Raw genomic sequence first — 24,735 nt, forward strand, 5'->3', positions numbered from 1 at the left:
AGGCGCAGAGCCGCAAAGGTACAAAGGTTAGCGCTGTTTTTATATTCTTTAGTGCCTCTTCTCTCTGATTATTTATTTTTTCACATAAATCGGACTTCTTTTCAAAAGATAAGAAACAGAATCCATCCAACTGTCTTTTATGTTTAAGAATGGCTTACGGGTTTGTGAATAAATTTTCGTTCCGTTTTTATACATATCAAAATAAACCATGTAATTGTAGTAGGTCTGTGTACTTGATGTTGTAGTCGAAATATCGTTTGTTTTAAGCTTTTTATTGTTGTCACTCACTTTAGCGTTTCCGCTGTTATAAGTTGAAGCTACTGAACCCTCAGTTACAGTATACGACACTTTTGTTGCGATGACATTATCCACTCCTAAAATTTGCTGAAGATCTTCGATTGGGGTTTCATCGATGTTTTTATAATCTATCCCTGCTTTGTGCAATAAACTGTTGGTTACCCTTAAATCCTGAACCGTTAACGGAAAAATATTCGACGATTTATCCAGTAATTTGTTGTACAAATCATTCTGAGCAAATTTTGCCATTTCTTCTGAACTTTCTAAAGTGCCTGAGTTTACATAAGGTACCGGCAGCACAGCAATGGTATTGGGTTTCATTTCTGCGGCAGCAATCACCTGTCCTGAATTACCTGAACTGGCAGTATTTGCAGATACATCAAAAGTTTGAGAACGCCCGCTCGCAAAATCAATTCTGGCAATCTGAGATACGTCGAGTGAAATTTGCAGTGTTTCCCCAGGTAAGGAATATTCAACTGTTTTATCTGACATTTTTGCAATGGTACATTCAATAATCTGATAATCTCTTTTTATAATTTTATCCAGTTTTTTGCTTCCGGTCTGAGCAAAATTGGTAACGGAAATCAGCAACATTAAAATTGCAAAAACCTTTGTAATTTTCATAATTTCTATAATTTAAATGATCCTACTCTTAAAGCTTTTCGGTAACGCCTTTCTAAAATCAATAAATATCTCCGTAATACAGCTTAAAAATTAGCATTACGACAAGTTGATTTTAGTATTAGTAAAACTACAAAAATTAAGAACTTTATAAAATGACATTTATCATCATTTTTTTTCGCCCCTATAAACGCTACATATTCTGCGTATAAAAATTATAATCTTTGAGAATGACTCTCAGAAAGTCGCTATTATTACCTGACTGATTTTTAATTCCGGTAACACTCTCTATTTTCGCAACCAGTTTATAAATGATTTCATGATCGTTTTTGGCAAGTGCACTTTGAAAAGTCTCTTTGATAATTCGCATATCATTGTCTGACAATTTAATCACCAAAGGATAAGTCGGAACATAAGCGTCTCCAATTTCCTCCAGAATAGTGTGGCTGATGTTGATTTTATTTTTTAACGTAATCACAGCTGTTCCGGCAACCATATCGCCCAATCGTTGTCCTTTTTGACTCGAAATTATGGATATCAGTCCAACGATTCCTCCAAGAATAGAAATATCAACCAGTCTAAAAAACCATCGCATTAAATAGTCTCCAAATCCGGCCTGATAACCGTCAATTTTTACCACTTTTATTTTTACTAATTTCTTACCAATTGTCTGTCCTTCAAAAATACTTTCTAAGGTTATGGTATAAATGATAAATGGAAAATACAGTAGTAAAATTATAGACATTCTCGACCAGTTGTCTAAGGTATTCAGTACTTTATCAAAATTTAATCCGTAGAAAAACACCAGGGAAATTACGGTCACATAAGCCAGTTTAATAGCCAAATCGATGAAATAAGAACCTATTCTTTCCCCTATCGTTGCGGCGATAAAATTTATTTTGACATTTTGCGTCGTATTTATAGATAATTCTGACATATTTTATATTTTAGCCTGCAATGAGAGAAGTTGCCTTCATAAAACAAAATAAAGAAAAATGGCTGGAATTTGAGCTAGCTATTTTTGGTAAAGCTAAAAAAAATCCGGACGAGTTAGCTAATTTGTACATTCAAATGATGAATGACTTGTCGTATGCCCAAACGTATTATCCGAAGAGCAAAACCGTTATTTACCTCAATCATCTCGCTTCACAAATTTATCAGAAAATTTATAAAACAAAACGAACAGAAAAAAATAAGTTTCTGGAATTCTTTGTTACCGAAGTTCCCTTGCTTATGTACGAGTACAAACGCTATTTACTCTATGCGTTTGCGTTATTTTTTCTGACAGTGGGAATTGGAGTTGTTTCTGCCAGATACGATCAGGATTTTGTTCGTCTTATTCTGGGGGATTCTTATGTGAACATGACCTTAGAAAATATCAAAAAAGGAAATCCAATGGCTGTATACGGCTCTGGAAGTAACTGGGGAAGTTTTATTGGCATCACCATGAACAACCTTTATGTAGGCGCGAGATGTTACATTTACGGAATTTTTGGAGGTCTGGGTACTTTTTACATTTTCCTTCAAAACTGTATCATGCTGGGCTCTTTTCAGTACTTTTTTTACGAACAGGGCGTTTTCTGGAAAAGTGTCCGCGGCATCTGGATTCACGGTTCAATGGAAATTTTTGCCATTGTAATCGAAACTACAGCAGGTTTTATTTTGGGAGCTTCGATCTTGTTTCCTAAAACTTTCTCGAGAATGAATTCTTTTAAAATAGGCTTCAAAAATAGTTTCAAAATATTTCTGAGTACTTTTCCGTTTACCATCAGTGCGGGTTTTCTCGAAGGTTTTATCACGCGTTATTCGATTGATATGCCCAATTGGCTAAGTAGTTTTATCATTTTACTTACTTTAGCTGTAATTTCTTTTTATTATTTGATTTACCCTTTTATTGTTCACAAAAAAACAACTTTATCCTAATGTTTGAGCTTTACAAAAAACGACAGCTGGGCGATTATATCATCGATACTTTTTCCTTTTTTAAAACTTTCGGAAAACACTTTTTTAAGATCTTTTTCATCATCAACGGCGCCTTTCTCCTAATCGTAGGGGCTTTGGTCTTTTTCTTTTTAAAAAGTAATTTTCAGGCTGTATTTAATGATAGCTTAAACCAACCCGGCTCTGACAATCTTGCCGGTTATTTTAACGATAATTTTGGACTCTTAGTTGGTTTTGTTGCCCTCTTTTTTATTGCTGTAATTGCTTTATCGCTTTTCAACTCGACTTACCCTATTTTGTACTTAAAACTGGTGGCGAAAAAGAACACAACTGATTTTAAAACAGAGGATATTACCACGATCTTCAGACAAAACATCTGGAAAATTATCAAATTTTGTATTGGACTTACATTTCTTGTTGTTCCGGTGCTGTTAATCGTTATAATCATACTCTTCTTTTTATGCTTTCTAATTGTTGGAATTCCCCTTTTATTAATTGCTATCCCCGCTTTATTTACCTGGGTAAACTTTAGTTTTTATGCGTATCTGACAGAAGATAAAAGTTTCTTTCAATCCTTAAATCATGCTTATCTTCTACTAAAAGAAGATTTCTGGACTTCAATCGGAGCTACTTTTTTAGTTCTGATTATGATCCAGATGATTCAGGGATCGATCACCATGGTGTTCTATTTTGCCGGAATATTTATTTTTTTACTAACGGCCATTGGAAGCTCTAATTATAATGCAGAAGCGATAGGCGATTCTCCGCTCTTTCTTTTATTTTTGACTCTGATTTTCATCCTCATATTTACTCTGAGTAATGTTTTCAACAACATGATTATGGTCAATCAGGGAATTATGTATTACAGTTTGGGAGCAAAAGAAAAAATTTCAAATCGCGACATTGATTTAATCGGAACCGATAATGAATAAAATCTTCCTATTCCTTTTATCTTTCTTTATTTTCTCCGGCATTGTTCAGGCTCAGGATACTTTGGCTACAGCCGAACCTCCCAAAATGACAGCTGTAAAATACACTGAAAAAGACATTCGAATAGATTCCGACACCATAGAAATTAAGACTTTCTCTAAAAATTTCAAAAAAAAGTATAGCGGTTCCAGCTTTGTTTATGAATTTAAAGCTCCTGAAAAAGGTTTATGGCAGCGTTTTAAGGAATGGCTGGCCAGTGTTTTTAGCGATTGGTTCGATTTTGAAACTCCGGAAAGCTCTATTAATTTTGTTTCGGTTTTAATAAAAGTACTTGCTGTTCTCATCATCATTTTTGTTATTTATTTGATCGTAAAAGCGATCATTAATAAAGAGGGACAGTGGATTTTTGGAAAAAACGCTAAGAAAAAAAATATTATCTATTCAGAAATCGAAAAGAACATTCACCTTTTAGATTTCGATAAACTGATCAAAGAAAGTATACAATCAGGAGAAAAAAGAGCAGCCGTTAGATATTACTATCTGTGGCTTCTGAAAGTAATGGCACAAAATCATTACATCGAATGGGACATCGAAAAAACCAATTCTGATTATTTATACGAACTTCAAAAGCCTGCCCACAAAGAAGAGTTTACTTATTTGTCTTATCTGTACAACTACATCTGGTACGGGGAGTTTGAGATTGATGAAATCACTTTCAGAAAAGCCGAAAACCGATTTAAGAATGCCTTAAAAACCTTTAGCAATGAATAAAACACTTAAAATTTACATTGCTGTACTGGTTCTTATTCTGTCCTTAATTCTGATAGCAGATCGCGAGCAGCCAAAACCTATTGATTGGACACCGACCTATTCTGTTAATGACAAAATTCCTTTCGGGCTCTATGTTTTTAACAACGAAATCAATGATTTTTTTAAGAATCATACTGTAGAACGAATTTCAGACCTAACTCCTTATGAGTATTTGACTTCAAAATATGACAATGACAGTCTTGTAGAAAATTACAAAATAAAAGGAACTTTTTTAAACATCTCTGAATCCAATACTATTGATGAAGAATCTGTAAACGAACTTCTTTACTTTGTATCGCGCGGAAACAATGCTTTTTTGAGCATGAAAGACTTTCCTCAATACCTGTTAGACAGTTTAAAAGTTGAAGTAAATGCTGATTATCTCAATTCAGGCAACACCACTGTCTGGCTGGCTAACTCCCAACTGAAGGACAAAAAATATAAGTTTGTACAGACACTAGAAGGCTATTTTTCTAAAATTGATACCGCAAAAGCCACTGTTTTGGGTTATCAGCTCTCTTCGGTCAAAAAAGCAAAAAAGCACGTCAATTTCATAAAAATACCGTACTATCAGGGGCATTTTTACCTGCACACACAGCCTGTCGCTTTTACAAACTACAACTTACTGAAAGCAAACCATTATCAGTACGCAGAGAATGTCTTATCCTGTTTGCCTGAGGGAGATATTTTTTGGTATACGAAAGGGCAAAACGGCGAACGCATTTCCGAATCGCCTCTGCGATACATTTTAAGTCAACCCGGTTTAAAATGGGCCTGGTATTTCTTTCTGTTTGGCATGCTGATTTTTATTATTTTTAATGCCAAGCGCAAACAGCGGATTGTTCCCATATTAAAGCCTTTACCCAATTTAACCGTTGATTTTACAAAAACTATCGGAAATTTATATTATCAGGAAGGCGATCACACTAATATCATTGATAAAAAAATTATTTACTTTTTAGAGAAAATCAGGAATGAATATTTAATCGACACCACAAAACTGGACGATCATTTTATTCAAAAATTGCATCATAAAACGGGTAAAAATGTAACGGATATTCAGGAACTCGTATTTTTGATTAACGAACATCGAAAGAGTTATCACGGCAGTCTTGAAGAAGATCTGATTCGAATAAACAATGCCATAGAAAAGATTTTACATTAGATAAAAAAAGCTACCATACTATAAAAGAAAAACTGACCATCATGGACGATATCAATACAACATCTCAAATCACAAATGAAAATGTGAATTTTGAAACCAGAATAAACTTAACACCTCTTTTAGATCACGTTAGCGCGATTAAAAAAGAACTTGAAACTGTAATTGTCGGACAGCACAAAATGGTCGATCAGCTTTTGGTGGCTATTTTATCAAACGGACACGTTTTACTGGAAGGTGTTCCGGGAGTTGCCAAAACCATTACGGCCAAACTATTGTCTAAAACCCTAAACATTGGCTTTAGCCGTATACAATTCACACCGGATTTAATGCCATCGGATATCTTAGGAACTTCGATTTTTAATTTAAAAACCTCTGAATTTGAATTCAAACAAGGTCCAATTTTCTCCAATTTAATCTTAATCGACGAAATAAATCGTGCCCCTGCCAAAACACAAGCCGCACTTTTTGAAGTAATGGAAGAACGTCAGATTACCATTGACGGATCAGCCTATCAGCTTGAAACTCCATTTCTGGTAATTGCCACTCAAAACCCGATTGAACAGGAAGGAACTTATCGTTTGCCGGAGGCACAATTGGATCGTTTTTTATTCAAAATCACCATCGATTATCCGAAACTTGACGAAGAAATTTTAATTATTCAAAGAGAACATTTACTACAAAATCATGGAAAATTAGAAGCTGTTAAAACGATACTTTCTGCTGCGGAAATAAAAGAATACCAGGCTTTGGTAAAACAAATCAGAGTCGAGCAAAATCTGTTGGAATACATTGCACGAATTGTAGTCAATACCCGTGAAAATGCGTTCTTATATCTGGGAGCCTCACCACGTGCCTCAATTGCCATTTTAAATGCCGCCAAAGGTTTTGCTGCCATACGCGGACGTGATTTTGTTACTCCCGAAGATATAAAAGAAGCTGCCATTCCGGTTTTACAGCATCGTGTAATTGTAGCCCCTGAGCGCGAAATGGAAGGCATCACTAGTTCAGAAATCATCAGACAAATTATTGAGACTGTTGAAATTCCTAGGTAGTTTTCTGTCGCAGTAACAGTTTTCAGTACTATGCTTAATAACAAACCTTTTTTAAATGAAATATTCTAAAATTTTCTTTTTGCTTCTTCTGGGTATCGCATTGGTAAGTTTTAAACCTATGAATATCAAACAAGAGGATACTACCAATACATCAATCTATTTTTTAACAGACAAACAACAAATTGAGTCGTTAATAAAAAAAGCCTATGAATGGATCGAAACCAAAAAAACACAAGGCGACTTTGATGTTATAGAAAATAAAAAAGGAGATAAATATGTGGCGCTAAATACAAAAACACATCATAAAATAATAAGCGAGCTTAAAAACTCTAATTTTTTTACGCAGCAATTTATAGACAATTATAACAAAATTGCGCTGAAAATTGGGGAGGGCCTTAAAAGCAGTAAAATCGAATATTGGGTTGGAGAATTACCTCCATACGGTAACGATAGCAACCCATGGTGTGACTGTCAGGATAATCCGGAATCTTATTGGAAAACACTAAAAGTAAACGACTTAAAAATCCAAAATAACAAAGCGACATTTTACTGGACATGGACAGAATGGAAAGATAGTCCTAAATATAAAGTAACAGCAGTTAAAGAAAATGGAATCTGGAAAATAGCCGTCTTAGACGGTTTTGATTATAAAAGCTTTACTAAAATATAGTAAAAAACCTTTAACCCTAATTTTATTAAAATTGAAATTTATAAAAAGCCTTTACCTTAATAACTTTTTCTTCTATGTGCTTCTGGGCATAATTGGATTGTTTGTCTGTGCTTTTATTTTCCCAAATTTGTATCATGCGGTTTGGTTTGTGGTTTTAATTTTATCTAGTTTCTTAGGGCTTGACGTACTCCTGCTCTATCTTAGTAAAACAGGCATTGAAGCGGAAAGAACGACACCGGAAAAACTTTCAAATGGAGATTTGAATCCCGTAACCATCACCGTTAAAAACCATTATACCTTTAAAATTTCGGTTAAGATCATTGACGAAATTCCGTTTCAGTTTCAGGTACGCGATTTCAAAATTGTAAAAACCGTTAAAGCCTCTGAGCAAAAAGAAATTGGCTATGAATTACGACCTACAGAACGAGGAGAATATTACTTTGGCTATCTAAACATTTATGTTTCGTCACCTCTAAGACTAATTTCCAGAAGATTTTCTTTCGATAAAGACAAAATGGTTCCCACTTACCCGTCTTATATTCAGCTGCGAAAATATGATTTATTGGCTTTTTCGAATAATCTGTACCAATACGGAATCAAAAAAATCCGTAGGATTGGCCATACGATGGAATTTGAGCAAATTAAAGAATATGTTCAGGGTGATGATCTTCGAACTTTAAACTGGAAAGCTACAGCCAAGAAAAATGCCTTAATGGTCAATCAGTTTCAGGACGAAAAATCCCAGTCCGTTTACATGGCAATCGATAAAGGCCGCTCCATGCAAATGCCGTTTGACGGATTGAGTTTACTGGATTATGCTATCAATTCGGCCTTAGTTTTATCAAATGTGATTCTGAAAAAGCAGGACAAAGCAGGGATTTTTTCATTTTCTAAAAAAGTAGAAAACCGTGTTTTTGCCGAAAAAAGGGCTTCACAGATGCAAAAAATTCTGGAAACCTTATACAATATCAAAACCGATTTTTTCGAAAGCGACTACAGCCGTTTGTATGTCGACATCAAAAAAAACATCAATCAAAGAAGTTTGATCCTTTTATACACTAACTTTGAAACAATGGACGGTTTAAACCGACAGTTGCCTTATTTAAAAGGAATTGCAAAAAACCATTTACTGGTGGTTGTTTTTTTTAGTAATACCGAACTAAATGCAATCATCAACAAAAAAACAGACACCATTCAGGAAATCTACGACAAAGTAATCGCTGAAAAATTCATGTTCGAAAAGCGTTTAATTGCTAACGAACTCAAAAAATATGGCATACACTCTGTTTTAACACAGCCCGAAAATCTGACTTTGGACGCTATCAATAAATATCTGGAAATAAAAGCCAGAGGGATTTTGTAGAAGTGAAAAATAATTTGTGAGAAGTAAAATGAACACAATTGTTTTTTTGCAAATATTATTAAAACATCAAGTTCTTTATAAAAATTAAGATTAGTTAAAAAATCGTTGAACCTTTGTTCTTTTGAACCTTTGTAATTTTTAAGAAAATGAAAAAACTACTTGTACTTGTATTTGTTCTGACAAGCTTTATGTCTCATGCACAAAAAACGGAGAACATTATCATCATCACCACAGACGGCTTTAGATGGCAGGAAGTGTTTAAAGGAATGGACCCTGCAATTGCCAATGATAAAAAATTCAATCAGGGAGACAGTACCTATATTTACAAGAATTATGCAAGTGCTGACTCCAAAGAAAGCCGAAAAAAAATCATGCCTTTTTTATGGTCTGAAATTGTTTCAAAAGGGCAAATTTATGGCAATCGCGAATTAGGAAGCAAAGTTGATGTTTCTAACCCGTACTGGTTCAGTTATCCCGGATACAACGAAATTATGACCGGAAATGTTGATGTTGCCATCAACTCCAATCATTACAAAAACAATCCAAATGTAAATGTTCTAGAGTTTTTAAACCAGCAATCTAAACTAAAAGGAAAAGTTGCCGCTTTTGGCGCCTGGGATGCTTTTGATCGAATTTTAAACGAAAAAAGAAGCGGTTTTCCGGTAATTTCTGCCTTCGATAATGTGGGAGGAGACAAACCTACAGAAACTCAAAAGTTATTGAATGAAATGCGCAACAATTCGTTTAAACCTTTTCATCAGGATGAGTGTTTAGATGTTTTTACCCACTATCAGGCTTTAAACGAACTTAAAACCAAAAAGCCAAAAGTACTCTACATCGCCTACGGAGAAACTGATGAATGGGCACATGCCGGGCATTACAGATCGTATCTTGATGCTGCAAACCAGGTCGACAAATGGATTAAAGAAATCTGGAATTTTGTACAAAACGATCCCCAATACAAAAATAAAACTACCCTGGTAATCACCGTAGATCACGGTCGCGGAGATAAAACGAAAGCACAATGGACAGATCATGGTGCCGATGTTGAAGGTGCCTCACAAATTTGGGTCGCCGCAATGGGTCCTGAAATTGCCTCAAAAGGAGAAATCAAAACAGATTCTCAACTGTATCAAAAACAAATAGCGCAAACCATTGCAAAAATCATGGGATACACCTTCACTGCTCCGCATCCGGTAGCAAACGAAATTTCAGAAGTCCTTACAAAATAAAAGTTTTTTTTGCCACAGATTAAAGGATTAAAAAGGTTATAATCTGTAAAAATCTTTTAATCTGTGGCAAACTCTTTTTACGATTTTAAAATCTCAGTAGCTTAGCCTCTCAGAACCTAAGCTCCTCCAAGAAAAAGCCTCTGAACCTTTGCAACTTTTCAAAAAAACCTCAGTGACTTAACCTCTCAGGACCTTAGTACCTCCAAAAAAACCTTTTTAAAAAAAATCTCAGTACCTTAGCCCCTCAGAACCTAAGTACCTTTAAAAAAAATGAAACAAATTACTTCAGTACAAAATCCGTTTATAAAATCACTTGTTTTACTGCAGGAAAAGGCCAAAGCCCGCAAACAAACCGGAACATTTTTGATTGAAGGCTTACGTGAAATTTCACTCGCAATAAAAGGAGGCTACGAAATAGAAACCGTTTTATTTTTACCTGAATTGGTTACTGAAAATCAGATTCATAAATTAGTAAACAGTCCGGTTCAACTCATTGAAATCAATAAAGAAGTTTATCAGAAACTAGCTTATCGCGATACTACTGAAGGCGTTCTGGCCATAGCCAAAACCAAATCGATGCTTTTATCAGATCTAAAACTATCTGATAATCCATTGATTGTAGTGGCCGAAGCACCGGAAAAACCGGGAAACATTGGCGCCCTTTTGCGTACTGCCGATGCCGCAAATCTTGATGCTGTATTAATTGCCAATCCAAAAAGCGATTTATACAATCCGAATATTGTACGCTCCAGTGTTGGCTGTTTGTTTACCAATCAGATTGCGACAGGAACGACAGCTGAAATCATAGCCTTTTTAAAAGAAAAAAAGATCGATTTTTACTGTGCTACGCTTCAAAATTCAACTTCGTATCACACACAGGATTTCACCACTCCCACCGCATTGGTTGTGGGTACAGAGGCTACCGGCTTAACGCAGGACTGGCGAGATGCTGCTACTCAGAATATCATCATTCCCATGCAGGGCGAAATCGACAGCATGAATGTCTCGGTGGCTGCCGCAATTTTAATTTTCGAAGCCAAACGACAACGCGGATTTAACTAAACCAAAACATACCGTCATGAACTGCAAATTATCACTTTTAGCCTTATTATTTAGCTTTACCATTTCAGCGCAAATAACCAATCCGGAAGTAGATGATCTGGTCAACCGTACCCTAAAAGCATTTGATGTACCCGGAATTGCAGTGGCCATTGTAAAAGACGGAAAAGTAGTTTTGGCAAAAGGTTATGGTGTAAAATCAATTGCAACACAGCAAAAAGTGGATGCCAATACGCTGTTCGGGATTGCTTCCAACAGTAAAGCTTTTACCTCAGGAGCACTGGCAATGCTGGTTGACGAAGGTAAAATAAAATGGGATGACAGAGTAATAAAATACCTTCCTGATTTTAAAATGTACGACGATTATGTAACCCGTGAATTCACGATTCGTGACCTGTTAACCCACAGAAGCGGACTTGGACTTGGAGCCGGAGATTTGATGATCTGGCCCGATGGAAGCGATTTTAAAGCGCAGGATATTATTCATAATCTAAGGTATTTAAAACCTGTTTCTGATTTTAGAACCAAATACGATTATGACAACCTGCTCTATATCGTTGCAGGCGAAATTGTACATGCAGTAAGCGGTAAAACCTGGGCTGAATTTGTAGAAGAACGCATCATGAAACCTTTGGAAATGAGCAATAGTGTAGCTTCAGTGAAACGTTTAAAAGACACCACAAACGTTATCACACCTCATGTTCCGGTTGACGGAAAACTCAAAACCATAAAACGTTATGAAAACCAACTTTTTGACGGAGCAGCCGGAATTTATTCCAGTGTAAACGATTTGAGCAAATGGGCCATACTACAACTCAACAACGGAAAATATGGCGATAACAAACCACTGTTTTCAGAAAAAGAACACAATGAAATGTGGCAATTGCAAACCATCATTCCAACCAAAACAAGACCGCCGTACAACACTCATTTCTCCGGTTATGGTTTAGGCTGGTTCCTGAGTGATGTAAAAGGATACAAACAGGTTTCACATACTGGAGGACTGGAAGGAAATGTAACTCAAACCACTTTGATTCCGGAATTAGGATTAGGAATAATTGTTTTAACCAATCAGCAATCGGGAGCAGCTTTTAGTGCCATTACCAATACGATAAAAGACAGTTACCTCGGTATTAAATCAGATGACTATGTGACGATGTACAGCAGCCGAATGAAAGACAGCGAAGCATCGGCCGATAAAGTAACCGATGAAGTTTGGGCAACTGTTGTTAAAAACAAAAAAGACAAACTAAAAACTGACTTTTCTAAAATTACCGGAACTTACAAAGACAACTGGTTTGGCGAAATTACCATTACTGAGAAAAAAGGAAAAATATATTTTGCTTCCAAACGCTCTCCGCAACTAGCCGGTGAGGTATTTTTCTATAAAGATGGAAATTACGTCGTGAAATGGAACAATGCTTTCTTTCACGCCGATGCACATCTGCTTTTCAAATACGACGAAAGTGGTAAAGTCCTTAACTTAAAAATGCTTCCAATTTCTGAATTAACTGACTTTAGTTACGATTTTCAGGATTTGGATTTTTCGAAAGAGTAATTTCAAGTTTCAAGTTTCAAGTTTCAAGTTTCAAGTTTCAGGTTTCAAGTTTCAGGTTTCAGGTTTCAAATCGAAAACAAAATATAAAAACAGTTCTCTAAAACATGAAACCTGAAACGTGAAACAAAATAATTTCATTCTAAAATCAACCCTCCATTCCCTTGCGTATATTCAAACTTATTCTTATTTTTAGTACTTGAACTATGCCGTTATGATAGAAATAGATATTGAAAAAGAAAATAAAGCAATTGCACAAGAGTATAAAGAGTTACTTCGAATCAGTTACCAGACTTTAAGTCCAACCGACAAAAAACTTATCCGTAAAGCATTTGATGTTGCAGTTGATGCGCATAAAGAACAAAGACGTAAATCCGGAGAAGCGTATATCTTTCATCCTATTGCAGTTGCGAAAATTGTTGCCTCCGAAATTGGTTTGGGAGCGACCTCTATCGCTGCGGCCCTTTTGCATGATGTTGTTGAAGATACTCCCTTGACAGTAGAAGATATAGAGCGTTTGTTCAATCCGAAAGTTGCACAATTGGTAGAAGGTTTAACCAAAATATCATTGGTTCAGAGAGATCTGAATGCCTCCATGCAGGCCGAAAATTTCCGAAAAATGATTCTGACACTGAACGATGACGTTCGTGTTATTCTGATCAAACTGGCCGATCGTTTGCACAATATGCAAACCATGGATTCGATGGCGGAATACAAACAAACTAAAATCGCCTCAGAAACACTTTATATTTATGCTCCTCTTGCCCACCGTTTGGGATTGTACAATATCAAAACCAAACTGGAAGATTTAGGTCTGAAATATACAGAACCAAATGTATACAACGACATTGTAAGCAAAATCAGAGAAACAAAAGAAGAACAGGATGCTTATATCAAAGACATTTCAGATGTTTTAAAGAAATCTTTAGACAGTGAAGGTGTCGATTATGTCATTAAAGGACGTCCAAAATCTATTTACTCCATTCGTCGAAAAATGCGTGCTCAAAATGTAAGTTTTGACGAAGTGTACGATAAATTCGCCTTAAGAATTGTGTACAAATCAGATCAGCATGATGAAAAATTCGTAGCCTGGAAAATCTATTCCATTGTTACAGATCATTACAGACCGAGCCCGAGTCGTTTACGTGACTGGATTTCCTCTCCAAAATCAACCGGTTACGAAGCCCTGCACATTACGGTTATGGGACCAAAAGGCCGTTGGGTTGAAGTTCAGGTGCGAAGCGAACGTATGGATGAAATTGCCGAAAAAGGATATGCCGCACATTACAAATACAAAAATGGCGCAACCGAAGAAAGCGGTCTGGACGTATGGCTGAATTTACTTCGTGAAGCACTGGAGAATCAGGAAACCAATGCCGTAGATTTTGTTGAAGATTTCAAAATGAATTTGTATTCCAAAGAAATCTTCGTCTTTACACCAAAAGGAGAAATCAAATCACTTCCAAAAGGGGCCACATCACTTGATTTTGCTTTCAGTATACACTCTGAAATTGGAATTAAAACCCGAGGAACACGCGTCAATGGGCGATTAGTACCTTTGAATCACGAATTAAAAAGTGGCGACCAGGTTGAAGTTATAACCTCTGCCAATCAAAAACCAACTGTAAACTGGTTGGAATACGTAACAACTTCGCGCGCGAAAACCAAAATTAAAAATGTTCTGAACGAGAACACCAAAAAAATCGCCGAAGAAGGAAAAGAACTCCTTACCCGAAAATTAAAACATCTTAAAATCACCATTAACGAACAAGTTATCAATGAATTGGTTAACTTTTTCAAACTTAAAACCAGTTTAGATTTATTTTACAGAGTAGGTATTGGTGCGATCGAAAATCAACAATTAAAAGATTATGCGGCGCAAAAAAGCAATACGTTTATCAATTTCTTCAAAAATAAAATTAAGCGAAACAAGGATAACACCGCTTCAGAAGACATTCACAAACCCATCATCAGCAGTAACTACGACATGCTGGTTTTTGGAACTGAACACGACAAACTCGATTATAAACTCTCCCCATGCTGTAACCCGATTCCGGGAGATGATGTTTTTGGATTTGTAACCATCAATGAAGGAATCAAAGTTCATAAAAAAGACTGTCCAAATGCAATTGGCATGCAGTCAAATTATGCTTACCGTATCATGAGTGCCAAATGGATTGACTCTTCTCAAGAAGAATTCAAAGCTATCATCAACATAACAGGAATGGACGTTTTAGGACTTACCAATCAATTGACCAGAGTCATTTCGAACAACATGAGTGTAAACATCCAGAGCATTTCGTTAAGCACTGATGCCGGAATTTTTCACGGACAAATTGCTGTCATCGTTCAAAACAACACCATTTTGAAGAAAATGATCAATGCCATTAAAAAAATCGACGGAGTTGATAAAGTAACAAGAGAGTACAGAACTTAAGAATCGGTTATTGTTCCAGCTTTCAGGTAATGAGTTCTGGATATTAAACTCCGAAACTTGAAACCTCAAACCTCAAACTTGAAACCTGAAACTCACAACGCATAACTTTTTTAACCTATCTATAAGGGTTTTATAACTAAACTTTAAACCCGAAACTTTTATTCATTAAAAATAAAAAATTATCTTTGCCGGATATGACACTCATTTCAACTGACAACACTAGAAATCAAGAAATTGTAAAAAATGTTTTTACACTGTATCTTGAGCAAAAAGGGCATCGCAAAACTCCTGAGCGTTATGCTATACTTCAGGAAATTTACGATAGCGAAGAACATTTTGACATAGAAAACCTATACATCAAAATGAAAAACAAGAACTATCGTGTGAGTAGAGCTACATTGTACAACACGATTGAGCTTTTGTTAGACTGCGCTTTGGTTAGAAAACATCAATTTGGACAAAATCAGGCTTACTACGAAAAATCATATTTTGATAAACAGCATGATCACATTATCATGACGGATTCCGGTGAGGTAATTGAATTTTGCGATCCAAGAATTCAGACCATCAAAAAAACAATCGAAGAAATATTTGATATCGAAATTACAAATCATTCGTTGTATTTCTACGGAAACAAAAAGCAAAAACAATAATTCCGAAAGGTATTATTCAGAAAATATAAAAAAGAAAATTAACTACATTAATCAGTGGGGCAATACGGATTGCCTCAACGCAAATTAAAAGAGAATGACCGTAGATTTATTACTAGGATTACAATGGGGAGATGAAGGTAAAGGAAAAATTGTTGATGTACTTACCTCAAATTATGATATTATTGCACGTTTTCAAGGAGGACCAAACGCAGGACATACATTAGAATTTGACGGAATTAAACACGTACTTAGAACCATTCCTTCCGGAATTTTTCATAAAAAATCAGTAAACATCATTGGTAATGGTGTTGTAATAGACCCGGTGGTTTTTCAAAAAGAAATCGAAGGTTTAGAGAAATTTAACCTTGATATCAAAAGCAAACTGATCATTTCAAGAAAAGCACACTTAATTTTACCAACGCACCGTTTATTGGATGCTGCTTCTGAAGCATCTAAAGGAAAAGCCAAAATCGGATCTACTCTTAAAGGAATTGGACCAACTTACATGGACAAAACCGGAAGAAACGGATTGCGTGTTGGAGACATCGAATTAGAAGACTTTAAAGAGCGTTACAGAGCTTTAGCTGACAAACATGAAGCTATGATTGCTTTTTATGACGTAGCGATTCAATACAATCTGGCTGAACTTGAAAAAGAGTTTTTTGAAGCTATTGAAGAATTAAAAAAATTAGATTTTATTGATAGTGAAGAATACATGTACCAGGCTCAAAAAGCAGGTAAATCAATCTTATGTGAAGGAGCTCAGGGTTCTTTATTAGATGTTGATTTTGGAACTTATCCATTTGTAACTTCTTCAAACACTACAGCTGCCGGAGCTTGTACCGGTTTAGGAATTGCTCCGAACAAAATCAAAGAAGTATACGGAATTTTCAAAGCTTATGTTACACGTGTAGGTAGCGGCCCATTCCCTACTGAACTTTTTGACGAAGTAGGTGCAACAATGGCAAAAGTGGGTAATGAATTTGGATCCGTTACAGGAAGACAAAGACGTTGTGGATGGTTGGATTTAGTAGCTTTAAAATATGCCGTTCAGGTAAATGGAGTTACTCAGTTAATGATGATGAAAGGTGACGTACTTTCCGGATTTGAAACTTTAAAAGTTTGTACTGCATACAACTATAAAGGTGAAAACATCTCTCACTTCCCTTACAACATCGAGCCTGAAAACGTAACTCCTGTTTATAAAGAGTTTAAAGGATGGCAAGCTGATTTAACAGGAATGACGACTTACGATCAATTACCGGTTGAGCTAAAAGAATATATTGAGTTTATTGAAGCAGAAGTTGGAGTACCGATCAAAATTGTATCGGTTGGACCAGACAGAAAGCAAACAATAACAAAATAATACCTCTAAACGCTCTGATAATCAGAGCGTTTTTTTTATACCAAACATTTCTTATGATGAAAAATCCAAAAATTAAAGTTACCGAAACCCAATTATTATCAGACAATTGGTACCTGCTGAACAAAGTAACTTTTGATTACGAAATGAAAGACGGTAAAATAGAATCTCATATCCGTGAAGTGTATGACCGTGGAAATGGAGCTGCCATTTTATTGTACAACACCTCAAAGAAAACCGTTATCCTGACGCGTCAATTTCGTCTCCCGACCTATCTAAACGGCAATAAAAGTGGAATGATGATTGAAGTTTGCGCAGGACTTTTAGATCAGGATCATCCGGAGCAGGCTATTATTCGCGAAACCGAAGAAGAAACCGGGTATCGTCTGCAGAAAGTAGAAAAAGTAATCGAAACCTACATGTCACCAGGATCAGTAACCGAAATTCTATACCTTTTTGTGGGAGAATATGACGAGACCATGAAAGTAAACGATGGCGGTGGATTAGACGCGGAACAAGAAAACATAGAGGTTCTGGAATATACTTTTGACGAAGCTTATGTCATGATTGAATCCGGCGAAATCACAGATGCAAAAACGATTTTATTGTTGCAGCATGCCAAAATAAAAGGTTTGATTTAAATAAGGGATTTTTTATTATTTTTAGACTGAAATTAAGTTTTTCTTTTAAAAAATATAGCTAAATTTCAGTCTAATAAAACCAAAATACCGGAAAATGAAACTAAAATTTTTACTCCTTTTTTTAAGCCTCACCCTTTACTCCTTCTCACAAAAACTTCAACGAAATGTTTTTGAGTACGAAAAATTAAAATCTGATAATTTTGACTTGTGCGACGAAACCGTTAACAAAGAGCAAAAAAACATTTTAACTAAGCTTGAAGAAAACAATAGTACAAATGCTGTAGTCATTTCTAAAAAACTTTATGAAACCAAAAATGATTGTTTTGGAACATTTGAAATTTATGGATATTCATTGTTTCGAAATGGACAATGGTTTGAAGGAATTGATATTATTGAAAAAGGAATTGCAAAATTTGGAAGTGTTCCAGAATTAATAAAAAGAAAATCTGAAATGAGTCTAGAAATGGCAGAACTAGGCACCAGACAACGAAATATCGATGGAAATTCCGTTTTTAAAGCTGATTCTCTCCAATATGACGAAGATCAATTTAAAGAAGAAAACCTAAAATCTGCTCTTATTGATCTTGAATATCTGATCAAAACATATAACCGAAGCGAAGAAATTTATTATGCAGCTAAAATTCAACAGCTTTTAACAAATTACAACAAATCAAATGAAACGTTCAAAGCGCTTTTGAATGATGAAAAATATAAAAACGCTGCTGTATTCAATATAGCTGACAATTATATTGCACTAAAAGATTATGACAGTGCCGAAACAGAATTCAATAAAATACTGGCAGACAATCCTAAAGAAGCAGCAATTTATGATAAACTATCTGAAATCTATAATTCCAAAAATGATAAAGTAAAAGCATCAGAATTAACTAGTAAAAGTATTTTCTACAGAAACACTCCTGCTGATTCAGATTTGGAATACAGCAAAGAAAATTTCGAGTTACTTCAATTTTTTGGGACAGATAAAAACAAACCCGGTAAAAAATTAAAAAAGCTTCAAGAAATTTTAAGCCAAAACAAACAGCAATATACCGTAGATGTATGTTTAATGATTTTAAAACTACATGCAAATCATGGAAATGGTGTTGAAGAAAAAGCAACCGAAATATTAAAAAATATCGGAAAGCCTTCTATAGAAAAAGTTAATAAGCTTTTTCAAAGTAATGTCTCTACATGTACAATTACTAATTTGTCCGATATTATGGCAGCTGTAAAAGATGAAAATTCATGGAAACTTATGAAAGAGTATCTATCCTATATCGCCAATATGCCAGTGACATTAATTCCGCCAAATTTACCGGAAAAAATGATTCAATTTAACGAAGACAAAGGCATAACAGAAATCCTAATAACAGTAAAACCTTTGCTCACAAAAGAAGACAACAATGATGCTCTTAGTCAATTGACAGGATTTGGACACTATGTTTATTATTCTCCTTTAGGAAAAGTAAATAAAGAAAAACTAAAAAAAATAGCAACTGAATTAAAGTATTCGGATAAAGAATTTAGTTTGTTACAAGACAAAATTAACTAGTCAAAAATCAGTACTTAGATCCTAAAGCCCTTGAAATGTCAAAATTTAAAACATTACTTTTTCTGTTTTTTCCGTTTCTTCTCTTTTCCCAAAATGAAAAATGGCCTGCCGCAAAACTAAAACAGGATTTATCAACTTTTAAGGAAATTAGAGAAAAAGCCAATTCAGGAGTTTATAAATACCGTACAAAGAAACAAATAGACAGTATTTATTCGTGGGCGTTTTCAGAATTAAAAAAGCCTAAATCGCTACTGGATTTCTACAAAATAGTCCTCAAAATCACTGATTTTGAAGGCAGTGTACACAACAATACTACTCTTCCTGATGAATTTCTAAAAAAATATACATCAGGAAAAGTTTTCTTTCCGTATCCTGTAAAACTACTTGGCAATAAAATAATTGTCAATTTTCAGAATTCCGAAATTCCGATTGGATCTCAAATTCATAAAATCAACGGCATTAAAATCGAGAAAATAATCTCTCGTTTCTATAAATATTACACGACGGACGGTTATAATCTTTCTGGGAAATCAATCGGAATCAGCGCTTCATTCGGAAGGTATTTCGAACTGGAATACGGTCCGAAAGATCATTTTCTGGTTGAATATTCGCTTCCTGATCAAACTCAAAAACAATCCAAAAAAGTTCTTGCAGTTTCGAACGAAACCAGAAAGGATAATTTTAAAAATCGCCATTCTCTGCCTGTAGACAGTCTGTATTATGGAGAAATTAAAACCAAATATACTTTTAAGATAAATACACCAAATACAGCACTGCTTTCTATACCAACTTTTGCCATTGGAATGAATGCAGAAGACAAGGAGCATATTGTCTATAAAAAATATCTGGACAGCTGCTTTCAGTTTCTCACACTGCATCCTGAAATCAAAAATTTAATTGTAGATGTTCGTAGTAATGGCGGTGGAAGCGATCCTAACGACCTTGTCGCTTTTTCTTATCTGACACAAAAACCGTATCGGGAAAACACATCGGCATTTATTAATTTTCAAAAAGTTCCCTACCCCCAGTATTTCGTTTACGAAGAAACAGAACCCAAAAAACAACTGGAGGAACTAAGTGAATTTGAAGCCGAACTCAAAGAAGAATACCCTGAGTTGAAAGGCAAAACATATCTGCAAGATCCCAAATTCAATCGTTTATTACAGCCTGACAAAAATAATTTTCAAGGGCAGATTTATTTATTAATTAGTCCCAGAATCGCATCTGCGGGATCACTCTTTGCTTCTTTAGTTGCAGGCCATACCAATGCCATAATTATTGGAGAAGAGACAATGGGAGGTTACTATGGCCATAACGGACATACACCTGTAGGATATGAACTCCCAAATACAAAAATAAAAACGCAATTTTCGATTGTCAACTTAGAACAGGATGCCCCTAAGAAACCCAATCAGCTTTTTGGCAGAGGCGTAATTCCCGATCATGAGATCAAACAAAGCACGACTGATTTTATACAAAATAAGGATACACCGTTGGAATATACTTTTAAATTAATTGATCAGATGTAAAATGAAAATCCAATAAACTATTCAGGTAATTGTATAAACGATTTGACTAGTAATCAAATAACTTTACTAGTATAAAAAATACAATTATGAGAAAGTTACGATACCCCTCAAGTATTTTACTACTGATTGTTCTAGTTTTAATAAGTTCCTGCAAAAAGAACGAAACTACTGAATCTAAGAGCAAAGTCAAAAAAACGATCGAGTATAAAAAACCAAAGTCGATCTCTTATCACTTTGAAAACACCAAAGAATGGCTTAAAACCAATGCATCCGATAGTAGCAAGCTTCATATTGCCTACGCTCTAAACCGAACAGATCAAAAGAATTTCGTCAAAATGGACTCGGTTATTATTCCGGCTGATTTTACAGGTGATCTGGTCTATTATCTTCCGTTTCCTTTGCACGTTGCCGCCCTAGAAGAGGTTTCAAAAGTGATTCTTTTTTCTTATCCTTCTCAGGCATTTGCCGCCTATGAAAATGGAGAACTAATCTATACAGGCCCAACTAATATGGGAAGAAAAAAAGATCCTACTCCAACTGGATTATTCTTTACCAACTGGAAGGCCGAGAAAACAACCAGCACCTTCAATGACGAATGGGACTTAAAATGGAATTTTAATATTGAGAATAAACTGGGTGTTGGATTTCACCAGTACGATTTACCCGGATATCCGGCATCACATTCCTGTTTGAGATTACAGGAAAACGACGCCAAAGATCTTTACAAATGGGCCGATGAATGGGTCTTAAAAGACAGAGAAAATGTAGAAATAAAAGGAACTCCGGTGATTGTTTTTGGGAGCTACCCTTTTGATGCACCAAAACCCTGGTATGCATTAGTAAAAAATCCGAAAGCACTGGATATATCAGAATCAGAAATAAAAAATCAAACCCAGCCCTTTCTTCAGGAAATCATAGAAAATCAAAAACTTAGAGAAGCCGGACAAACTCCTACGCCCTGATTCTATTTTATAAAAAGCAACATCATTAAAATCAGTCAAAACCATCTCTTAAAAGGTTCTGGCTGATTTTTTTTATAACATTTACGCCCCCACTGAGCCACTAAACCTTTGAACCTTTGCATCTTTAAAACTATTTAACATTTAAATGAATAAACGTTCATTTATTATTCATATATTTGCTACCTAATTAAAAACAAGACATGAACCATTCCCTTATAAAAAACAAAAAGATCGTCATTATTGGTGGCGGACCTGTTGGCTTAACAACAGCAAGAATTTTACAAATTAATGGTGCCAACGTAACGGTATACGAAAGAGATTTGAACGCTCAGGCCAGAACTTCAGGCGGAACACTTGATATTCATTTAGATTCTGGTCAGAAAGCAATTGAAAAAGCGGATTTAATGGCCGAATTCTATAAATATGCACGTCCAACCGGCGAAAAAATGGCCGACATGCACGGTAATATTACTTCGACTGAAATCCCTACTCAAGAAAATGCTTATGCACGACCTGAAATCGACCGCAACGATTTACGAAAAATCATGCTGGAGAATCTAAACGAAAATACAGTAGTTTGGGACAGTCATTTAATCCATATAAAAAAAACCGGAGCGCAATATCATTTAGAATTTAAAAATGGTACCACCACGACCGCTGATTTTGTAATTGTAGCTAACGGCGGAAGGTCGAATGCCCGAAAATTTGTAACCGATCTGGAACCTCAACTTTCAGGAACCTATATTATTCAGGGAGAAATTGCCGATCCGAATCGTGATTATCCGGAATTCAAACCTAAATATGGTGATGGAAATGTAATGGCTATGGGAGAACACAAAATGTTCTACACTCACACATTACGTGACGGTTCGGTACATTTTGGAGTTTCTTTCAAAGCAGATGAAAATTGGATTTCAAACAACGGAATTGACTTTGAAAACCTCACTTCAGTAAGAGCCTTTTTGAATGAAACCTTTAAAAACTGGAGCGACGATTATAAAAAATTCTTTAATGCCGCAACTGATTTTTCCGGATTGCCTTTGCGTTTGTTCTCATTAGAAGATTCCTGGAAAGAACACTCCAACATTACACTTGTTGGAGATGCAGCTCATTTAATGCCTCCCTTTGCCGGTGAAGGTGTCAATATGGGATTGTTTGATGCTTATCATTTAACCGAAAACTTAACCAACGGAAAATTTATCACCCTTCAGGATGCCATTGATGACTATGAACAAAAGATGTTTGGCTATGCTTTAGAAGCACAGCGTGAAACTACCAAAATGGAAATCTTACTGCACTCTGACAACACAACGGAAGACATTTTAAATAGCAGGATTGGCTAAAAAATCGAGTAATTAAAACTAGAAAAGGCATAAGAAACTAACTCTCATGCCTTTTGTTTTTTTTGTATAAAATTCTTGGCTTCCTTAGCAATCATTAACGCAAATTATATCAGCGCCTAATTATTACTGACATACAAATATCCCGCCCTTTCTCTAAATACACCTGCTCTTTCATAACGAAGAATATAAAAGTAAGTTCCGGTAGGCACGCCGCTCTTTTTTGAGATCGTAGCTCTTCCTTCGGATATACCCCTGAAAACATTGTTATTACTTCCATAATTATGGGTTTTAAAGATTTGAACTCCATTTCGATTGAATATTTCCACCGTATTGTTAGGATAATTATGTAAGCCTGTAATTTTAAAATAATCATTCAAACCGTCACCGTTTATTGAAATCGCATTGTACACTGTAACATCTGCAATTACAATCGAAGCTTCTGCCCTATTGTTCATTTCATTGATATCTACAGGATTGGAATTTTTCAAATAGGCTATATTAAGATAATCACCCAATTCTTTAACTTTTGCTGTTATCTTAAGCGTTTGATTTTCATGTGCCTGTAAAACAGGTAACATCCAAATTCCATCGATGCTATTATAGCTCCCTGAAGAAGTCTGTGAAGTTACATAATCATACCCTGACGGGAGTTTCTCACTAATCATCACTTCCTTAACAACATTTGTTCCTAAATTCTCTGCTGTTATCGTAAAAACTACCTGATGTCCAATTCCCGGTGTAGGATTATCGACTGTCTTTTTTAAACCCACATCCGAACAAGAATTAACCGCTACAGGAAAATCTATCAACACCAGAGGGTCAAATTTCGAAACATCAATATACTCTGCTTTTACAGTTGCCTTCCCTGCACTATTCCATATAACCGTTACATAATCATCTGTAGATTCACCTCCTGCAACAATTACACCTTCCTTAGAAACTATCCAATTATAATCTGACATTCCTCTGGATACCTTGTATGTTGCTTCATCAAAAACACAGGCTGTAGCATTCCAATTTTGAGGATAGTCTACAGTACAGCCCTTTACCAGTGCCTTTACTGCCAAACGTATTGGGCTCTCGCAAATTCCTGCTTTTAAAGAACCGTAATAAACTTTGTTGTCTTCTAAAGTTGTTGTTGCGGCAATAACATTTCCATTGTTAGCTGCATCATACCAAGTCACTCCTGATTCGTTTACTGCTAAATTAGCCACGGTTTTGTTGTCTGCTTTACAAAACTCTTGTGTGGTTTTGCTGGTCGTTGGTGTTTTTGGATCACTCAAAGTAACGGTTACCACCAATCTGGTTGAACTCTCGCAAGTTCCTGCTTTCAAAGAACCGTAATAGACTTTATTGTTTTCTAAAGTTGTTGTTGAAGCAACTACATTTCCTGCCGTAGCTGCATCATACCAAGTCACTCCTGATTCATTTACTGCTAAATCGGCCACTGTTTTATTGTCAGTTTTACAAAATTCCTGAGTGGTTTTAGTTGTCGTTGGTGTTTTTGGATCACTCAAAGTAACCGTTACCGCCAATCTGGTTGGACTCTCGCAAGTTCCT

Annotated in this window: 21 protein-coding genes; 18 read left to right on the plus strand and 3 right to left on the minus strand. The window is 35.6% G+C overall.

Translation table 11 applies throughout. The annotated features are described in order from the left end of the window. Positions 1 to 72 precede the first annotated feature (72 nt). A complete protein-coding gene (locus B0A80_RS14915) occupies positions 73 to 921 on the minus strand; it encodes a hypothetical protein (RefSeq protein WP_070906992.1) in 849 nt (282 codons plus the stop codon). A gap of 190 nt (positions 922 to 1,111) precedes the next feature. After that, the gene (locus B0A80_RS14920) at positions 1,112 to 1,855 is read right to left on the minus strand and encodes an RDD family protein (RefSeq protein WP_089077765.1); all 744 of its coding nucleotides are present in this window, start codon (positions 1,853 to 1,855) and stop codon (positions 1,112 to 1,114) included. Positions 1,856 to 1,875: 20 nt separating this feature from the next. On the opposite strand from B0A80_RS14920, the gene B0A80_RS14925 reads away from it, so the two are divergent. From B0A80_RS14925 to B0A80_RS15010, 18 genes are all read left to right on the plus strand, one after another. Next, the gene (locus B0A80_RS14925) at positions 1,876 to 2,841 is read left to right on the plus strand and encodes a stage II sporulation protein M (RefSeq protein ID WP_070906994.1); all 966 of its coding nucleotides are present in this window, start codon (positions 1,876 to 1,878) and stop codon (positions 2,839 to 2,841) included. Continuing rightward, on the plus strand, positions 2,841 to 3,791 hold the full coding sequence (locus B0A80_RS14930; protein ID WP_089077766.1) for a hypothetical protein: 951 nt from the start codon (positions 2,841 to 2,843) through the stop codon (positions 3,789 to 3,791). Before B0A80_RS14925 ends, B0A80_RS14930 begins: the two co-directional genes overlap by 1 nt. Then, positions 3,784 to 4,560, plus strand: coding sequence for a DUF4129 domain-containing protein (locus B0A80_RS14935; protein ID WP_089077767.1), 777 nt, complete (start codon positions 3,784 to 3,786; stop codon positions 4,558 to 4,560). Before B0A80_RS14930 ends, B0A80_RS14935 begins: the two co-directional genes overlap by 8 nt. Next, on the plus strand, positions 4,553 to 5,764 hold the full coding sequence (locus B0A80_RS14940) for a DUF4350 domain-containing protein (protein ID WP_089077768.1): 1,212 nt from the start codon (positions 4,553 to 4,555) through the stop codon (positions 5,762 to 5,764). Before B0A80_RS14935 ends, B0A80_RS14940 begins: the two co-directional genes overlap by 8 nt. 41 nt (positions 5,765 to 5,805) lie before the next feature. Beyond that, positions 5,806 to 6,816, plus strand: coding sequence for an AAA family ATPase (locus B0A80_RS14945; RefSeq protein WP_017495390.1), 1,011 nt, complete (start codon positions 5,806 to 5,808; stop codon positions 6,814 to 6,816). Between the two features lie 55 nt (positions 6,817 to 6,871). Further along, the gene (locus B0A80_RS14950; RefSeq protein WP_089077769.1) at positions 6,872 to 7,486 is read left to right on the plus strand and encodes a hypothetical protein; all 615 of its coding nucleotides are present in this window, start codon (positions 6,872 to 6,874) and stop codon (positions 7,484 to 7,486) included. 31 nt (positions 7,487 to 7,517) lie between these two features. Next, positions 7,518 to 8,849: a DUF58 domain-containing protein gene (locus B0A80_RS14955; protein WP_089077829.1), complete on the plus strand. Its 1,332-nt coding sequence runs from the start codon at positions 7,518 to 7,520 to the stop codon at positions 8,847 to 8,849. 146 nt (positions 8,850 to 8,995) lie between these two features. Continuing rightward, positions 8,996 to 10,081 (plus strand): phosphoglyceromutase, encoded by a 1,086-nt coding sequence (locus B0A80_RS14960; RefSeq protein ID WP_089077770.1) that lies wholly within the window; start codon positions 8,996 to 8,998, stop codon positions 10,079 to 10,081. A gap of 270 nt (positions 10,082 to 10,351) precedes the next feature. Continuing rightward, the gene (locus B0A80_RS14965) at positions 10,352 to 11,143 is read left to right on the plus strand and encodes a TrmH family RNA methyltransferase (RefSeq protein ID WP_089077771.1); all 792 of its coding nucleotides are present in this window, start codon (positions 10,352 to 10,354) and stop codon (positions 11,141 to 11,143) included. Between the two features lie 16 nt (positions 11,144 to 11,159). After that, positions 11,160 to 12,698: a serine hydrolase gene (locus tag B0A80_RS14970; protein WP_089077772.1), complete on the plus strand. Its 1,539-nt coding sequence runs from the start codon at positions 11,160 to 11,162 to the stop codon at positions 12,696 to 12,698. A 211-nt stretch (positions 12,699 to 12,909) separates the two neighbouring features. After that, a complete protein-coding gene (locus B0A80_RS14975) occupies positions 12,910 to 15,132 on the plus strand; it encodes a RelA/SpoT family protein (RefSeq protein WP_017495396.1) in 2,223 nt (740 codons plus the stop codon). A 194-nt stretch (positions 15,133 to 15,326) separates the two neighbouring features. Next, complete coding sequence (locus B0A80_RS14980; protein WP_017495397.1) at positions 15,327 to 15,785, plus strand: Fur family transcriptional regulator; 459 nt, start codon at positions 15,327 to 15,329, stop codon at positions 15,783 to 15,785. A 94-nt stretch (positions 15,786 to 15,879) separates the two neighbouring features. Continuing rightward, on the plus strand, positions 15,880 to 17,151 hold the full coding sequence (locus B0A80_RS14985) for an adenylosuccinate synthase (RefSeq protein ID WP_017495398.1): 1,272 nt from the start codon (positions 15,880 to 15,882) through the stop codon (positions 17,149 to 17,151). 56 nt (positions 17,152 to 17,207) lie between these two features. Beyond that, positions 17,208 to 17,789 (plus strand): NUDIX domain-containing protein, encoded by a 582-nt coding sequence (locus B0A80_RS14990; protein ID WP_208861489.1) that lies wholly within the window; start codon positions 17,208 to 17,210, stop codon positions 17,787 to 17,789. A 94-nt stretch (positions 17,790 to 17,883) separates the two neighbouring features. Continuing rightward, positions 17,884 to 19,341, plus strand: coding sequence for a tetratricopeptide repeat protein (locus B0A80_RS14995; RefSeq protein ID WP_089077774.1), 1,458 nt, complete (start codon positions 17,884 to 17,886; stop codon positions 19,339 to 19,341). Positions 19,342 to 19,376: 35 nt separating this feature from the next. After that, entirely contained in the window at positions 19,377 to 20,870 is a 1,494-nt protein-coding gene (locus B0A80_RS15000; RefSeq protein WP_089077775.1) for a S41 family peptidase, read from the plus strand. A gap of 86 nt (positions 20,871 to 20,956) precedes the next feature. Further along, positions 20,957 to 21,832 carry a L,D-transpeptidase gene (locus B0A80_RS15005; RefSeq protein ID WP_089077776.1) on the plus strand — a complete coding sequence of 292 codons (876 nt, stop codon included), beginning with the start codon at positions 20,957 to 20,959 and terminating at the stop codon, positions 21,830 to 21,832. Positions 21,833 to 22,032: 200 nt separating this feature from the next. Then, the gene (locus B0A80_RS15010) at positions 22,033 to 23,175 is read left to right on the plus strand and encodes an FAD-dependent oxidoreductase (RefSeq protein WP_089077777.1); all 1,143 of its coding nucleotides are present in this window, start codon (positions 22,033 to 22,035) and stop codon (positions 23,173 to 23,175) included. Positions 23,176 to 23,291: 116 nt separating this feature from the next. On the opposite strand, the gene B0A80_RS15015 is transcribed toward B0A80_RS15010, so the two are convergent. After that, positions 23,292 to 24,735: T9SS type B sorting domain-containing protein (locus B0A80_RS15015; RefSeq protein WP_165769264.1), on the minus strand; the 1,444-nt coding region annotated here is incomplete at its 5' end.

This window comes from Flavobacterium tructae (genome assembly GCF_002217475.1).
Lineage (GTDB): Bacteria > Bacteroidota > Bacteroidia > Flavobacteriales > Flavobacteriaceae > Flavobacterium > Flavobacterium tructae.

What these genes read in the sequence shown, in the direction of transcription:
- B0A80_RS14915 (WP_070906992.1), bottom strand. Translation starts at nt 921, where the DNA reads ATGAAAATTACAAAGGTTTTTGCAATTTTAATGTTGCTGATTTCCGTT.
- B0A80_RS14920 (WP_089077765.1), bottom strand. Translation starts at nt 1,855, where the DNA reads ATGTCAGAATTATCTATAAATACGACGCAAAATGTCAAAATAAATTTT.
- B0A80_RS14925 (WP_070906994.1), top strand. Translation starts at nt 1,876, where the DNA reads ATGAGAGAAGTTGCCTTCATAAAACAAAATAAAGAAAAATGGCTGGAA.
- B0A80_RS14930 (WP_089077766.1), top strand. Translation starts at nt 2,841, where the DNA reads ATGTTTGAGCTTTACAAAAAACGACAGCTGGGCGATTATATCATCGAT.
- B0A80_RS14935 (WP_089077767.1), top strand. Translation starts at nt 3,784, where the DNA reads ATGAATAAAATCTTCCTATTCCTTTTATCTTTCTTTATTTTCTCCGGC.
- B0A80_RS14940 (WP_089077768.1), top strand. Translation starts at nt 4,553, where the DNA reads ATGAATAAAACACTTAAAATTTACATTGCTGTACTGGTTCTTATTCTG.
- B0A80_RS14945 (WP_017495390.1), top strand. Translation starts at nt 5,806, where the DNA reads ATGGACGATATCAATACAACATCTCAAATCACAAATGAAAATGTGAAT.
- B0A80_RS14950 (WP_089077769.1), top strand. Translation starts at nt 6,872, where the DNA reads ATGAAATATTCTAAAATTTTCTTTTTGCTTCTTCTGGGTATCGCATTG.
- B0A80_RS14960 (WP_089077770.1), top strand. Translation starts at nt 8,996, where the DNA reads ATGAAAAAACTACTTGTACTTGTATTTGTTCTGACAAGCTTTATGTCT.
- B0A80_RS14965 (WP_089077771.1), top strand. Translation starts at nt 10,352, where the DNA reads ATGAAACAAATTACTTCAGTACAAAATCCGTTTATAAAATCACTTGTT.
- B0A80_RS14970 (WP_089077772.1), top strand. Translation starts at nt 11,160, where the DNA reads ATGAACTGCAAATTATCACTTTTAGCCTTATTATTTAGCTTTACCATT.
- B0A80_RS14975 (WP_017495396.1), top strand. Translation starts at nt 12,910, where the DNA reads ATGATAGAAATAGATATTGAAAAAGAAAATAAAGCAATTGCACAAGAG.
- B0A80_RS14980 (WP_017495397.1), top strand. Translation starts at nt 15,327, where the DNA reads ATGACACTCATTTCAACTGACAACACTAGAAATCAAGAAATTGTAAAA.
- B0A80_RS14985 (WP_017495398.1), top strand. Translation starts at nt 15,880, where the DNA reads ATGACCGTAGATTTATTACTAGGATTACAATGGGGAGATGAAGGTAAA.
- B0A80_RS14990 (WP_208861489.1), top strand. Translation starts at nt 17,208, where the DNA reads ATGAAAAATCCAAAAATTAAAGTTACCGAAACCCAATTATTATCAGAC.
- B0A80_RS14995 (WP_089077774.1), top strand. Translation starts at nt 17,884, where the DNA reads ATGAAACTAAAATTTTTACTCCTTTTTTTAAGCCTCACCCTTTACTCC.
- B0A80_RS15000 (WP_089077775.1), top strand. Translation starts at nt 19,377, where the DNA reads ATGTCAAAATTTAAAACATTACTTTTTCTGTTTTTTCCGTTTCTTCTC.
- B0A80_RS15005 (WP_089077776.1), top strand. Translation starts at nt 20,957, where the DNA reads ATGAGAAAGTTACGATACCCCTCAAGTATTTTACTACTGATTGTTCTA.
- B0A80_RS15010 (WP_089077777.1), top strand. Translation starts at nt 22,033, where the DNA reads ATGAACCATTCCCTTATAAAAAACAAAAAGATCGTCATTATTGGTGGC.